Here is a 14,011-nt window from a genome sequence, read left to right on the forward strand (position 1 = left end):
AGCTGATGACCGACGTCGCCGTTCCGCCCGAGACCACCTCGGATTCCACCTCGACCCGGCGGGCTGTTCTGATCTACAACCCGGTCAAGCTCGACGCCGACGCCCTGCGCCCGGCGCTGGAGGCGCTCGAGGCCGAGACGGGCTGGGCTGAGACGCTCTGGCTCGAGACGACGGAGGAGGACCCCGGCGCCGGACAGGCCGCGGAGGCGCTGAAGGCCGGCGCCGACGTGGTGATCGCCGCCGGCGGCGACGGAACGGTGCGCGTCGTGGCCGAGGCCCTGCGAGGTTCGGGCGTGCCGCTCGCGCTGCTGCCGTCGGGTACGGGCAACCTGTTGGCCCGCAACCTCGATCTCACCCTCGACGACGCCGAGAACTCCCTCCGCACCGCGCTCACCGGCACCGACCGCCTGATCGACATGGCGGTGATCGACATCCGCGGTGACGACGGCAGGACTCGTCGCCACTCGTATCTCGTGATGGCCGGGCTCGGGCTCGACGCCAAGATGCTCGCCAACACCGACGACGACCTCAAGGCCAAGGCGGGCTGGCTGGCCTACGTCAAGGCCATCGGCCTCGCGCTCCGCGACAAGAACCAGTTGCGCCTCCGCTACAACCTCGACGGCCAGGGCAACAAGACACTGCGCGCCCACACGATCATGATCGGCAACTGCGGTTCTCTTCCGGCCAACATCCTCCTGCTGCCGGATGCTGCCGTCGACGACGGGGAGTTCGACATCGTCGTGCTCCGCCCCGAGGGCTTCTTCGGCTGGATCCAGATCATGACGAAGATCTTCTGGGAGAACGGCGTGCTGCGGCGCACGACGGCCGGCCGCCGCCTGATGGGACTCACCAAGGAGGTGCGTGCGCTCAACTACCTCAAGGGCAAGGCGCTCGTGGTGTCGCTGAGTCGGGCCGAGCAGATCCAGCTCGACGGCGATCCCTTCGGCGAAGCACGCTCGTTCAAGACCTGGGTCGACCCGTCGAGCCTGATCGTGCGGATGCCGCCCGAGGCCTGAGCCCGAGCGGCATCCGTCACCGAGGATGCGCCGAAGCGCGCGACGCGATGCGCGCTACTTCGTCGCGACGGGGCCGAACATCGCCTCGACATCGGCGAGTTCCATCTCGGCCGTCGCCTGGATGAGCGCCATGAGGTCGGTGTCGAGACCCGGGGAGAACTCCTCGAGGCGCTCGGGCGAGATCACCGACGGCACACCCTCGGGCGCCTGCTCGGTGGCGTCCAGCTCCGTGCCGTCCTTCGACGGCGACATTCCCTGGAAGATGCGCCCGGCCTCGGACTTGCCCTCGAGGTCGAAGCTGTACTGCTTCGAGTGCAGGCCGAGGTCGAGCAGCTTCTTCACCTCGGGGAACTGCTCCGCGTTGGTCTTCGGGATCGGCAGCAGCTTGTTCCAGTCGACGCCGAGGGTCTCCAGTGCCTTCGCATACGCGTTCTCGTGCGCTTGGTCGCGCACGATCAGGTAGGCGACGGTGGAGCGCGCAGTCGCGTTCTCGGTCATCTCGTAGATGCGGCACTTCTGAAGCCGGCCGGTCGACTCGAGCATGAGGTTGTACAGCAGGTCGAGCGGCAGGTTGCCGGAGTTGTAGACGTAGCTGCCGAGCCACGGATTGCCGACGGAGTCGACAGGCAGTGCACCCTGCGCACCCACGAGGTAGTGATGGATGTTCCCCTCGTCCAACGCGATCTTCAGAGGGGTGGCTCCGCCGGCGCCCGGGGTGTCGAGAGGATCGCCCACCTTGCCCTGGTACTGCGGCGAGCCGTCGAGAAGGCGCGAGATCGTCGTGCCGATGAGCTCGACGTGACTGATCTCCTCGGTGCCGATGCCCTGGATCAGGTCGCGGTAGGGCTTGGCGGCCGCACCGCGGAAGTTCATGCTCTGGAAGAGGTACTGCATCATCGTGCGCATCTCGCCGAACTGCCCGCCGAGGCCCTCCTGGAGCGCGTTCGCTGCTGCGGGATCCGGTTCGTCGGCTGCGATCTCGTTGATGTAGCGCTGGGCGTGGAAGTACATGGACGTCCCCTTCGGTGATCCCGCATCTTCACGGGGTCGGGCAAACGTACGTCCCGGACGACGGTGTCCGCTTCGGGCTTGACAATTCCTCAGCTGCGGTGAAGGGGGTGTCAGGCGCCGATCGTGTCTGGCCGACCCTCGAGGATCGCGTCGACCGAGGCCGGCTCGAACAGGGCGTCGATCGCGATGAGCGCGAGCCCGGTCACGCCGGCCAGCTCACCGAGGGTCGACTTCGTGATCTGCAGGCTCCCGGTGGCCAGGGGCACAGTGTGCTGGTAGACCCGCTCCCGGATGCCGGACATCAGCACCTCGTCGCAGTCGGCGAGCTGGCCCGAGAGGGTGATCGTGCGGGGGTTCAGGATGCTGACGAGATCGGCGATGGCGTCTCCGATGATGCGTCCGGCGGCACGGACGCGGCGCATCGCCTCCATGTCGCCCGATGCGACGAGGGCGACGATGTCACTGGTGGTGTCCGTGTGGATGCCGGCCTTCCTCAGGTCGCGTTGGATCGCCCAGCCGCCGGCGTAGGCCTCGACGCAGTCGAGGTTGCCGCACCGGCATTCGCGTGGTTCAGGATCCGACATCGTGGCCTGGGTGTGGCCGATGTCGCCGGCTGCGCCCTTGTCGCCCCTGATGATCTGCCCGTTGAAGACGAGGCCGGCGCCGATGCCCGTGCCGAGCTTCAGGCTGATGATGTTGTCGACGTGGTGGAGCCTCGCCTCGGCGACGGCGCGGGCGTTGGCATCGTTCTCGACGCTCACCGGGGCGTCGTACCTGCCGGCGAACCAGGCCGCGATGTCGAAGCGGTCCCACCCCGTCATGATCGGCGGGTTGACCACGCGACGGGCGGCGAACTCGACGGGACCGGGAACGCCGATGGCGATGCCCCAGACGTCGGAGTCGTGCCCGAGGCTGCCGAAGGCCTCGTCGACCGCCGAGAGAACGGCATCCGGACCCTCCCAGACGTTGATGACCCTCTCGGCGTGGAGGAGGGGGATCCCGTTGAGGTCGCAGGCGGCGACGGCGAAGCCCGAGGCGCCGATGTCCGCGGTGAGGATGACGGCGCGGGAGGCCTGGAAGGCGAAGCGGCTCGACGGTCGCCCGCCCGTCGACTCGCCGCCTCCGACGTCGGCGAGGAGTCCGGCAGCGCTGAGCGAGGCCAGGCGATGGTTGACCGTCGATCGCGACAGCCCGGAGCGCTCGATGACGTCGGTGCGACTCAGTTCCCCGTGTTCGCGGAACAGCGCGAGCACATCGCTGGCGTGCGAGCCTCCCTCGATCGATCCCATTCGTCCCCCTCATAGCCTTCGTGGCTTGCCGCCCTGTGACGGTGACCTCATCTTAGCGACATGAAAGCACTAAAGCGTGGATACTTTTGCATTGACGAAAATCAAAAGGGTGTGTAGTTTCAAATGGACGGCACGCAGTGGTGCCCCAACCCCCACCAAGGATCGACATGTTCAGCAAAGAAGCTTCAAAGACTCGTGCGGTGTTCGTCGCGGTGCCCGTCGTCGCCATCGCGCTCGCCCTCGCCGGGTGTTCATCCGGCTCGGACTCATCGGGCGGTTCCAGCTCGGGTTCCGGATCCACGAAGGTCGCGGCCGTCATCAAGGGCCTCGACAACCCGTTCTTCCAGGCCATGGAGGACGGCATCAAGACGACCGCCAAGGAGGACGGCGTCGATGTCACGGTCCAGGCGGCCGCCGACATCGGCGACACCACGGGTCAGGCCGACAAGCTCACCACCCTCGCCGGTCAGGACTTCGGATGCTTCGTCGTGAACCCGATCAGCGGCACGAACCTCGTGCAGGCTCTCGCACCGGTCGCTGCGGCCGGCACGACGATCGTCAACATCGACAACCCCATCGACGCAGATGCGGCCGAGGCAGCCGGCATCGACATCGCCACGTACATCGGCACTGACAACAAGGCCGCGGGCGGCAAGGCCGGCGACTTCATCACCAGCAGCGTGGATGCCGGAGCCGAGGTCGCCGTCATCGGTGGCGTCGCCGGCGACGTGACCAGCGCAGCCCGCATCGATGGCTTCACGGCCGCCGCCGGCGACAAGGTCGAGGTCGTGCAGGAGGAGGCCGCCGACTGGAAGCGCGATGTCGCCCTCACCAAGGCCACCGACATCATCGCGGCCCACCCCGACGTCAAGGCGTTCTTCGCCGCGAACGACGACATGGGACTCGGCATCGTGAAGGCCGTGGAGAACGCCGGACTCACGGGCGAGATCGTGGTCGTGAGCGTCGACGGAAACAAGGACGCCCTGCAGTCGGTCGCCGACGGAGGCCTCAGCGCCACCGTCGCCCAGTACCCCTACGCGATCGGCTCCCTCGGAGTGCAGGCCTGCGAGGTCGTCGCGGCAGGCGAGGAGCTCCCCGCCACGGTCGAGTCGCCCACTGCCCTCGTCACGGCGGATGTCGCACAGAAGGCCATCGACGCCTTCCCGCAGCCGTTCGAGGAGTTCGACAACCCGCTCGCGGACCTCCTGGGTTCGAAGTAGGACCCCGGGCCCCGGTTGACGCTTCGCCGGGGCCCGGTTCCATCCTCCCCACATCCCGCCACCGCTGAGAGAGACAGAGACACTCGTGAACCTCCCACTTCAGACCACGAACATCGCGGTCCCTGAGAAGGGCATCCGCCCGCTACTCCGAGAAGCCAAGAGCCTGAGCTTCTGGGCCGAGAACGCCGCACCGATCGGGCTCATCGCCCTCGTGATCGTGTTCGCCATCCTGAGCCCCACCTTCCTCAGCATCGGCAACATCCGGGCCATGCTCGTGGCCGCCGCCATCCTCGTGATCCTCGCGGTCGCCCAGTCCTTCGTCATCACCACCGGAGGCATCGACCTCTCCATCTCGGCCACCATGACCCTCGGCGCCGTCGGCTTCGGCATCGCCTGGCAGGCCGGCTTCGGGTTCTGGATCTCGGCCATCATCGCCATCCTCTCCGCCGGCGTCATCGGCGTGATCAACGGGTTGTTGATCGCGAAGGGCAAGGTGACGGACTTCATAGCGACGCTCGGAACCCTCTCGGTCGCAACGGGCCTCGCCCTCATCGTGACGAGCGGCAAGCCGGTCTCGATCACCAGCCCCGACCTGCTCCGCCTCACCACGGGGTCCGTCTGGATCGTCGGGTATCCGTTCGTCATCGCACTCATCGTCGGCGTCATCGGCTGGTTCGTCATGTTCCGCACCCGCTTCGGCCTGCACGTTCAGGCCGTCGGCGGCAGCGAGGAGGCGGCAGTCGCCAACGGCGTCAACGCCGCTCGCGTGCGCATGGCCGTCTACCTGATCGCGGCACTGCTCGCCGGACTCGCCTCGCTGCTGCTGGTCGCCCGCATCGGTGCCGCCGAGCCGGCCATCAACACCAGCTACCTGCTGAACTCCATCGCCGCCGTCGTGCTCGGCGGAGTCAGCCTCACCGGAGGCCGGGCGAAGATCGTCGGTCCGATCCTCGGTGCGCTGCTACTCACCGCACTCACCAACGGGCTCACCCTGCTCGGTGTCTCGCAGTTCTACCAGCCGCTCGCCGTCGGACTCGTCGTAGTCCTCGCGGCCCTTCTCACGAGGTTCCAGAAGAAATGAACACCACAGCATCCGTCGACACCGACGTCATCCTCTCGGCCCAGAACATCACCAAGTCGTTCGGCGGTGTGCACGCCCTCCGCGGCGCATCGATCACCATGCGACGCGGTGAGGTCACAGCACTCATCGGCGACAACGGTGCAGGCAAGTCGACCCTCGTGCGCTGCCTCTCCGGCATCCACCGGCCCGACTCCGGCACCATCACCCTCGACGGGAAGGTGGTCGAATTCGGCACTCCGCTCGCCGCCCGCGAGCACGGCATCGAGACCGTGCAGCAGAACCTCGCTCTCGTCGAGGAGCTCACCGTGTGGCAGAACTTCTTCATCGGCCGCGAGAAGACCAAGGGCTTCGGTCCGTTCCAGATGCTCGACCGCAAGGCCATGCGCTCCACCGCCGAGACTCTGCTCTCTGACCTCGCGGTGAACGTGCCTCCGGTGACCAGCCGCGTACGCCGTCTCTCGGGTGGTCAGCGCCAGGCCGTGGCCATCGCCCGTGCAGCAGGCTGGGGCAGCTCGATCGTCATCATGGACGAGCCGACGGCCGCGCTCGGAGTGCAGGAGACAGCCCGCGTCGAGTCGATCATCCACAAGCTGCAGGACCAGGGCGTCGCCGTGCTGCTCATCAGCCACAACTTCGACCAGGTGCTGCGCCTCTCCGACCACGTGTGGGTCATGCGCGGAGGCCTCGCCGTTGCCGAGCGTCGATCGTCCGAGACCAGCGGCGACGAGCTCGTGGCCCTCATCACCGGCGCCAAGGCGGCCTGATCACCGTGACCGCCCATCGCATCGGCATCCACGCAGGGGTGTGGGGCTTCGACTGGTCGCCGGAGGCCGCCGAGCGCGCCGTCCGGGGAGCATCCGAAGCCGGCTACGACCTCATCGAGATCCCGGCCATCGATCGTGCCGTGCTCGACTCCCTCGACACCCGTCGTCTGCTCGACAGGCACGGCATCGACTCCGTCGTCTCGCTCGCCCTCGGCTTCGACGACGACATCAATTCGACGGATGCCGCAGCCTCGGCCCGCGGGGAGCATCGGCTGTCCGAGGCCGTGGCGTTCGCAGCGGAGATCGGCGCCCCGTTCGTCGGGGGAGTGATCTACTCGGCGATGGGCCGCTACGGGCATCCGGGGACCCCTGCCGACAGGGACAACGCCCTGGGCGTGCTGCGCCGTATCGCGGCCCTGGCCGCCCGCGACGGGATCACCCTCGGCATCGAGTACGTCAACCGCTACGAGTCGAACCTGCTCAACACGGCGGCGCAGACCGTGCGATTCCTCGAGGATCTCGGCGTCGAGAACGCCGTCGTGCACCTCGACACCTTCCACGCCCACGTGGAGGAGATCGACGTATCGACTGCGATCGCCGTCGCCGGGGATCGCCTCGGCTACATCCACGCCAGCGAGAGCCACCGCGGCCGCCTCGGCACCGGGGCGATCGACTGGGCGCGACTGGCCAGAGCGCTCGTCGCCTCGGGATACCCCGGAGCAATCACCGTGGAGACCTTCTCCAGCGCCGTGCTCACCGCAGAGCAGTCCGTCGACATCGGACTCTGGCGCCCGATGTGGATCGACCCGACCGCGCTCGCCTACGAGTCGAACGTCTTCCTCCGTGCCGAGCTGGCCGCGGCATCCGTCGCCGTCTCGCTCGCAGCCTGAACCACCCGCCAGTCGAACCACCATCAGACCTGAAACACCACCAGAACAGGAACCCCATGCCGACCAACAAACTCGGAGTCCACGCCCTCGTCTTCGCGGGTGGAACCACTCCCGCCGAGATGACCTCGATCATCGCCGAGACCAAGAAGGCCGGCTACGACATCCTCGAGCTGTCGCTGCACGACTCGCCCGCCCTCGACGTGGCGGCCGCCCGTGCCGAACTCGAGGCTGCCGGCCTCGGCATCGTCTGCTCGCGCGGCCTCGCCTTCGAGGCCGACGTCTCGAGCGACGACTCGGCCGTCGTCGCCAAGGGCGCCGCGCTGCTGCACGACTCGCTGGAGATCACGCACGACCTCGGCGGCACGCACTTCACCGGGGCGCTCTACAGCGCGCTCGGCAAGTACGGGCATCCGCTCTCCACGGCTGGACGGGCCAATGTCGTCTCGACCCTGAAGGACCTCGCCGTCGAGGCCGCGCAGAAGAACATGACCCTGGGCCTCGAGGTCTGCAACCGCTACGAGACCAACGTGATCAACACTGCGGCCGACGCCCTGCGCCTCGCCGACGACATCGGTGCCGACAATGTGGTGATCCACCTCGACAGCTACCACATGAACATCGAGGAGGACGACTTCTCGCGGCCCGTCAAGCTCGTGGGCGACCGCCTGGGCTACGTGCACATCGGCGAGAACCACCGCGGCTACCTCGGCAGCGGACACCTCGACTTCACTTCGTTCTTCCACGCGCTCGAGGACATCGGGTATGCAGGGCCGATCACCTTCGAGTCGTTCTCCTCGGCGGTCGTCTCGCCGACGCTCTCGAACGACCTCGCGATCTGGCGCAACCTCTGGGACGACGGCCCCGCGCTCGCGCGTCACGCCCACACCTTCATGAGCAATCGACTCGAGAGCAACCGTGTCTCCTGAAGCGAAACGCGCGGAACGACCGGAGCTGTCGGCCGAGGCCGTCGACACCCTGGTCGCCCGCATCCGTTCGCTGGCGGATGCCGCTGGCCGGCGCGTGCTCATCGGCATCACGGGCAGCCCCGGAAGCGGCAAGACCACGCTGGCGAAGGCAGTCGTGAATCGGATCAACGGCGGGGGTGCCGCTGGCGTTCCCGCCGGTGGCTCCGCCGTGCACCTCCCGATGGACGGCTTCCATCTCGCCAACTCCACGCTCGACAGGCTCGGCATCCACGACCGCAAAGGCGCCATCGAGACCTTCGACGGCTGGGGCTTCGTGGCGCTCGTCGACCGGCTGCGCGCAGAGAGTGGCCACACGATCTACGCCCCGAGCTTCAAGCGCCGGGTCGACGAGGGCGTGGCCGGCGAGATCGCGGTCGACGACTCGGCGACGATCGTCGTCATCGAGGGCAACTACCTGCTGTCGGATGCCGCGCCGTGGGTCGGCATCCGGGACCGACTCGATGCAGCCTGGTTCTGCTCGACTCCCCTGGAGGAGCGCGAGCGCCGTCTCGTCGACCGGCACACCCGTCACGGGCGTACGCCCGAGGCTGCGACGGCGTGGGCGCGCGACGTCGACGGTGCCAACGCCGTGCTCATCGAGCGTTCGCGGGAGCGGGCCGAGCTGGTCGTCTCCGGAGTGACCGGCGAGATCCTCTAGCCGGCTGCCGCCGATCGGCTGCAGACCGGCTGCAGACCGTCGCTGTCGGCAGCCGCCACTAGATGATGTGGATCGTCACGTCGTCGACCCACAGGCCGGCGGCGAGCAGCACGGCCAGGCTTCCGGTGACGGCCAGGAGGCCCGGATGCGCGAGGCCGACCACGAGGACGTGCGTGCGGGGCATGCCCTCGAGGAATCCCTTCGGCAGCCGGGTGCGCCTCGGGTGGGCGCGCCAGCCGCGCAGCCGCGAGAGGTACCAGGCGTAGCGGAAGGTCAGCACCAGCCAGAGGAAGAGCACGACGACGGGAACAGCGGCCAGCACCCACCCGGCGCCGATACCGAGGGCCGCGGTCTCGTCGTCCTTGGCGGCGTTCTGCAGCTGTGCGGCGATGGTGGCGCTCAGCACGACCGAGATCGTCCAGGCGATGAAGGCGAAGGTGTAGCCGGCGAAGCGACCGAAGAAGTGCGCGAGCACGGACTCGGGGCGCTCGAGATGCGAGCGCGGGGTCTGGCTCAACACCACGATGGTCGCTGCGAAGCTCGGAAGCACGGCGATGACGACAAGCAGCACCCAGATGACTGCGTGCAGGTCGAAGTGGTCTGCGACGAACAGCAGCGCCACCCAGAACGCCGCCCAGATCCAGCCCGCGGCGAGGGCGTGCTCCACCAACCACGTCGGGTGGCGGTCCTCCATGCCCGCGGCGAGGCGGTGCGCCCGAGCGCGGACGGGTGGCGTCGCAGTCGGGGGCGCCGGGTGCTGCGCCGGGTGCTGCTCCTGGTTCGCTTCGTCCATCGACCCCATCCTGCCGTGCGCGCGCCGGTTCCGGGCATACCGTGCCTAGGCTGGTGGGCATGTCGGATGCCGCACTCGAGCCGTTCAGCCCCCACACCGACCCCGCCGCCCTCGACGACCTGCGGACGCGGCTGCTGGCGACGCGCTGGCCCGACGCCCCGGAGGACGCCGGCTGGAGCCTCGGCGCCGATCTCGACTACCTGCGCGAGCTCGTCGCCTACTGGGCCGACGGCTTCGACTGGACGGCGCAGGAGACCGCGCTCGCGCGCCTGCCGCGCTACCGAGCGCGGGTGGGCGGGCTGGGCATCCACCTCGTGCACGCTCCGGCCGCGCGGTCGGCGTCGGCGGTATCCGGTGCCTTCCCCCTCGTGCTCACGCACGGCTGGCCCGACTCGTTCTGGCGGTTCTCCAAGGTCATCCCGCTGCTCACCGATCCCGGTGCGCACGGCGCCGACCCTGCCGATGCCTTCGAGGTGATCGTTCCCGACATGCCCGGCTACGGCTACTCGGACCATCCGTCGACCCCACTCGACTCCCGGGCCGTCGCCGGCCTCTGGGCCGAGCTGATGAGCTCGCTCGGGCATGACCGCTTCGGCGCGGCCGGCGGCGACATCGGCAGCCACGTGAGCCGGTACCTCGCCCTCGATCATCCTGAGAGGGTCGTCGCCGTGCATCGGACGGATGCCGGCATCCCGGCACCCGGGGTCGACCCGTCGGAGCTCTCACCCGACGAGCGGGCCCTCGTCGCCGCCGCGGCACAGTGGAATGCGACCGAGGGCGCCTACGGAGCGATCCACAGAACCAAGCCGCAGACCGCGGCGTTCGGCCTCACCGACTCGCCCGTCGGGCTGGCGGCGTGGATCGTCGAGAAGATGCGGGCCTGGAGCGACTGCGGCGGCGACATCGAGCGGAGCTTCACGAAGGACGAGATCCTCACGAACGTCACGATCTACTGGCTGACGGGCACGATCGGTTCGTCGATGCGGATGTACAACGCGAACTCGAGGCTGCCGCCCGAGCAGTTGGCGCGGCGCGTGGAGGTGCCGTCGGGCTTCTCGATCTTCCCGGCGGACATCGTGCGGGCGCCCAGGGACTGGCTCGAGCGCTCCACGAACCTCGTGAGTGCCACAGCGCCCGCCCGTGGTGGACACTTCGCGGCGTTCGAGGAGCCCGAGCTCTACGCGCAGGAGCTGCGCGACTTCTTCCGCCCGTTCCGGACCGCCGGTCGCTGAGGGCCGGACGGAGTCCGCGCCCGAAGCGCGTCCGTCAGCGTACGGCGACGGTGAACGCGGCCCCCGTCGCGGCGCGCACCTGCTCGAGGGAGACATCCGGAGCCAACTGCGTCAGGACCAGGCCGTCGTCCGTCACGTCGAAGTCGGCGAGATCGGTGATGATGCGCTGTACCACCCTCAGGCCGGTGAGCGGCAGCGTGCACGTCTCGACGATCTTCGGGGCTCCGTCCTTCGCCACGTGCTCGGTGAGCACGACCACGCGCCTGGTGCCGGCCACGAGGTCCATCGCGCCGCCCATGCCCTTCACGAGCTTGCCCGGAATCGACCAATTGGCGAGGTCGCCGGAGCCCGACACCTGCATGGCGCCGAGGAAGGCCACGTCGACATGGCCTCCGCGGATCATCGCGAACGACTCCGCCGAGTCGAAGATGCTGCTACCCGGAAGCACCGTCACCGTCTGCTTGCCGGCGTTGATGAGGTCGGCGTCCTCCTCGCCCTCGAACGGGAACGGCCCCATGCCGAGCAGGCCGTTCTCGCTCTGCAACGTGATCGAGAGTCCGTCGGGAACGTTGTTGGCCACGAGGGTCGGGATGCCGATCCCGAGGTTCACGTAGTCGCCGTCGTGCAGTTCGCCGGCGGCGACGGCCGCCATCTGGTCGCGGGTCCATGGCATGTCAGTTGCCCTCCTCGGTGCTCGCGGAGTTCTCGGATCGTGCCGGGCGCACGGTGCGCTGCTCGATCGGCTTCTCTCGCTCGCTCGCCTGCACGAGGTGCTGCACGAAGATGCCGGGCGTCACGATGACGTTCGGATCGATCTCGCCGACCTCGACGATGCGCTCGGCCTCGGCGATGGTCACACGGCCGGCCGTCGCAACGGCAGGGTTGAAGTTGCGCGCCGTGTAGCGGTAGACGAGGTTGCCCTCGGTGTCGGAGAGGTGAGCTCGCACGAGGGCGATGTCGGCCGTGATGGCGCGCTCCTGCAGATAGGTCTCGCCGTCGAAGTCGGCGAGCGGCTTGCCCTCGGCCACCTGGGTGCCCACGCCGGTCCTCGTGTAGAAGGCGGGGATGCCCGCGCCACCGGCGCGCAGACGCTCTGCGAGAGTTCCCTGCGGAACGAACTCGACCTCGAGCCGGCCGTCGAGGTACTGGCTGGCGAACAGCTTGTTCTCGCCGACGTACGAGCCGATGACCTTGGCGACCTGGTTGTTCTCGAGCAGCACGCCGAGGCCCTTGCCGTCGACGCCCATGTTGTTCGACACGACCACGAGGTCGGTCGCCCCCGAGTCCCGCACGGCGTCGATGAGGTCGAAGGGCACGCCACTGAGGCCGAATCCTCCGACGGCGATGGTCATGCCGTCGGTGACCAGTCCGCTGATCAGTGCCGCGGTGTCCGTGGCCTGTTTCGTCACGTTGCTCCCTCTCCATCGAGTGGCACCCCGCAGGCGCCGTCATGCCGACCCTAGGGCGGCATCCGGCGGCGATCAACATGTGGACTACCATGTGGAATCTCGGAGAGGAAGTTTCACGATATGGAACGACGGATGCCGCAGCCACCCGCTGGAACTCAGGTGGTGCAGCGCGTCGGGCTGCTGCTTCGCGAGGTGACGAGCGCCCGCGGCGATGGTGTGAGGCTCAGCGACCTCGTCGCCAGCACCGGCCTCACCAAGCCGACGGTGCACAGGCTGCTCAACTCCCTCGCGGCCGAGGGACTGCTGGATCAGGACGAGGGCAGTGGGCGCTGGTTCCTCGGCGCCGAGATGTACGTGATGGGGTCTGCGGCGGCGAGCCGGTTCCCGATCGAGGAGATCGCGCATCCGTCGCTCGTTCGCCTGGCCGCATCCACGGGGGAGTCGGCCTTCCTCTCGATGCGTCGGCGCGACGAGACCATCTGCCTGCTTCGGGAGGAGGGGAGCTTCCCCATCCGCTCGTTCGTCCTGGCCGAGGGGACCCGGTTTCCGCTGGGGATCGGCTCGGCCGGGCTGGCTATCCTCGCCCACCTCGACGAGGCGGAGCAGGAGGAGCACCTCGCCAGGCTCGACCTGAGCGGCAACCGGCACGGCGTCAATCAGACCCTCGCCGGCATCCGCAAGACGATCGCTGCGGCGCAGGAGGTCGGCTACGTCGTCAACCCGGGGCGCATCGTCGAGGGCAGTTGGGGCATGGCGGCGGCTATCTTCGACCGCGCCAACCGGCCGATGTGGGCGCTCACGCTCACGGGGATCGAGAGCCGGTTCAAGCCCGACCGCCAGAAGGAACTCGGGCGGGCCCTGCTGGTCGAGGCCCACAGGGTGTCACGCAGGCTGGCGAACCAGGGCGAGTGATCGTACGACTGAGCGGACTCCGCCAGTCAGGCTGCGTTCGACACCCACTCGAAGCCGTTGGGACCGGTGAAGCCGGCATCTCCGTCGATTCCGCCGCCGCCGATCGCGATGCGGTGCGATCCGCTGCCCTCCGGAGGGACGCCGGCAGCCTTGGCGAGGGCCTTCCGGCTGTAGAGCCCCAGCTTGACCGGGCTCGATGGAAGGTCGAACTCCGTGTAGGCGCCGAAGCTCTTCCCGACCGCGAGGCCGCGGTCGACGTAGAAGCGCTTGCTGGCTTTCACGTCATCGGCGGCGAGCAGGAGCACGACCTCGTCGATCTGCCGCGTGGCCGGGCCGGTGTCCTTCTTCGCCGACGTCGCGACCTGCCAGATGGCGCCGTCCGGGGCCTGCACCACTCCGCCGTGTCCCCACAGGGACTTCTGCACGGGCTTGACCAGGGTCGCACCGGCGGCGACGGCCGAGTCGACGAGGCTGCCGACGGTGGAGGGCTGGGTGACGATGAGCGACAGTGTGTAGCCGCGGAACCCGCTGGACGGGCTTGCGGCATCCGTCGTCTGGCGAAGGCGCAGCTGGGGGAGCGGGCCGAAAGCGCTGGCGTAGAACTGCTCGGCGGAGGCGGTGTCGGGAACGTCGAGGACGATGGAGTCGATGGTGATGAGTGCTGTGGTGGTGGTCATGTCGACCACGCTAGGCGGGGGCCGCGGTCGGCGCTTCTCAGATCCTGCTCTGTCGCGCGCACGACGATGAAGAGCCGGGAGCGTGTGCCCCCGG

The 14,011-nt window shown here is 68.5% G+C and carries 15 protein-coding genes; 9 read left to right on the forward strand and 6 right to left on the reverse strand.

The window, feature by feature from the left end; genetic code table 11:
* The first annotated feature begins 5 nt into the window (after window positions 1-5).
* A complete protein-coding gene (locus tag AADV74_RS01000; RefSeq protein ID WP_342110941.1) occupies window positions 6-1,016 on the forward strand; it encodes a diacylglycerol/lipid kinase family protein in 1,011 nt (336 codons plus the stop codon).
* Between the two features lie 54 nt (window positions 1,017-1,070).
* Here the strand turns inward: AADV74_RS01000 and AADV74_RS01005 are convergent, their stop codons facing one another.
* Together AADV74_RS01005 and AADV74_RS01010 are read right to left on the reverse strand one after the other, a co-directional pair.
* Complete coding sequence (locus AADV74_RS01005) at window positions 1,071-2,027, reverse strand: manganese catalase family protein (RefSeq protein ID WP_342110943.1); 957 nt, start codon at window positions 2,025-2,027, stop codon at window positions 1,071-1,073.
* Between the two features lie 110 nt (window positions 2,028-2,137).
* Window positions 2,138-3,316 carry an ROK family transcriptional regulator gene (locus tag AADV74_RS01010; RefSeq protein ID WP_342110944.1) on the reverse strand — a complete coding sequence of 393 codons (1,179 nt, stop codon included), beginning with the start codon at window positions 3,314-3,316 and terminating at the stop codon, window positions 2,138-2,140.
* A gap of 167 nt (window positions 3,317-3,483) precedes the next feature.
* Here AADV74_RS01010 and AADV74_RS01015 point away from each other — a divergent pair, with 167 nt between their 5' ends.
* From AADV74_RS01015 to AADV74_RS01040, 6 genes are all read left to right on the forward strand, one after another.
* Window positions 3,484-4,536 carry a substrate-binding domain-containing protein gene (locus AADV74_RS01015; RefSeq protein WP_342110946.1) on the forward strand — a complete coding sequence of 351 codons (1,053 nt, stop codon included), beginning with the start codon at window positions 3,484-3,486 and terminating at the stop codon, window positions 4,534-4,536.
* 85 nt (window positions 4,537-4,621) lie between these two features.
* Entirely contained in the window at window positions 4,622-5,617 is a 996-nt protein-coding gene (locus tag AADV74_RS01020; RefSeq protein WP_342110948.1) for an ABC transporter permease, read from the forward strand.
* Window positions 5,614-6,381: an ATP-binding cassette domain-containing protein gene (locus AADV74_RS01025; protein WP_342110952.1), complete on the forward strand. Its 768-nt coding sequence runs from the start codon at window positions 5,614-5,616 to the stop codon at window positions 6,379-6,381. Before AADV74_RS01020 ends, AADV74_RS01025 begins: the two co-directional genes overlap by 4 nt.
* A 5-nt stretch (window positions 6,382-6,386) precedes the next feature.
* The gene (locus tag AADV74_RS01030; protein ID WP_342110954.1) at window positions 6,387-7,271 is read left to right on the forward strand and encodes a sugar phosphate isomerase/epimerase family protein; all 885 of its coding nucleotides are present in this window, start codon (window positions 6,387-6,389) and stop codon (window positions 7,269-7,271) included.
* Between the two features lie 56 nt (window positions 7,272-7,327).
* The gene (locus AADV74_RS01035; protein WP_342110956.1) at window positions 7,328-8,197 is read left to right on the forward strand and encodes a sugar phosphate isomerase/epimerase family protein; all 870 of its coding nucleotides are present in this window, start codon (window positions 7,328-7,330) and stop codon (window positions 8,195-8,197) included.
* Window positions 8,187-8,894: a nucleoside/nucleotide kinase family protein gene (locus AADV74_RS01040; protein ID WP_342110958.1), complete on the forward strand. Its 708-nt coding sequence runs from the start codon at window positions 8,187-8,189 to the stop codon at window positions 8,892-8,894. The genes AADV74_RS01035 and AADV74_RS01040 overlap by 11 nt, the downstream gene beginning before the upstream one ends.
* Before the next feature lie 58 nt (window positions 8,895-8,952).
* On the opposite strand, the gene AADV74_RS01045 is transcribed toward AADV74_RS01040, so the two are convergent.
* Window positions 8,953-9,687 (reverse strand): hypothetical protein, encoded by a 735-nt coding sequence (locus AADV74_RS01045; protein ID WP_342110960.1) that lies wholly within the window; start codon window positions 9,685-9,687, stop codon window positions 8,953-8,955.
* Between the two features lie 59 nt (window positions 9,688-9,746).
* Here AADV74_RS01045 and AADV74_RS01050 point away from each other — a divergent pair, with 59 nt between their 5' ends.
* Window positions 9,747-10,919, forward strand: coding sequence for an epoxide hydrolase family protein (locus tag AADV74_RS01050; protein WP_342110962.1), 1,173 nt, complete (start codon window positions 9,747-9,749; stop codon window positions 10,917-10,919).
* A 34-nt stretch (window positions 10,920-10,953) separates the two neighbouring features.
* Here AADV74_RS01050 and AADV74_RS01055 read toward each other — a convergent pair whose 3' ends face one another.
* Window positions 10,954-11,592, reverse strand: coding sequence for a CoA transferase subunit B (locus AADV74_RS01055; protein ID WP_342110964.1), 639 nt, complete (start codon window positions 11,590-11,592; stop codon window positions 10,954-10,956).
* A gap of 1 nt (window position 11,593) precedes the next feature.
* The gene (locus AADV74_RS01060) at window positions 11,594-12,328 is read right to left on the reverse strand and encodes a CoA transferase subunit A (RefSeq protein WP_342110966.1); all 735 of its coding nucleotides are present in this window, start codon (window positions 12,326-12,328) and stop codon (window positions 11,594-11,596) included.
* A 132-nt stretch (window positions 12,329-12,460) separates the two neighbouring features.
* Between AADV74_RS01060 and AADV74_RS01065 the strand changes: the two genes are divergently transcribed.
* Window positions 12,461-13,240 carry an IclR family transcriptional regulator gene (locus tag AADV74_RS01065; RefSeq protein ID WP_342110968.1) on the forward strand — a complete coding sequence of 260 codons (780 nt, stop codon included), beginning with the start codon at window positions 12,461-12,463 and terminating at the stop codon, window positions 13,238-13,240.
* A gap of 26 nt (window positions 13,241-13,266) precedes the next feature.
* Here AADV74_RS01065 and AADV74_RS01070 read toward each other — a convergent pair whose 3' ends face one another.
* A complete protein-coding gene (locus AADV74_RS01070) occupies window positions 13,267-13,917 on the reverse strand; it encodes a VOC family protein (protein ID WP_342110970.1) in 651 nt (216 codons plus the stop codon).
* Window positions 13,918-14,011: the final 94 nt, after the last annotated feature.

Origin of the sequence: Leifsonia stereocauli, from assembly GCF_038432415.1 — a bacterium.
GTDB classification, from domain to species: Bacteria; Actinomycetota; Actinomycetes; order Actinomycetales; family Microbacteriaceae; genus Orlajensenia; species Orlajensenia stereocauli.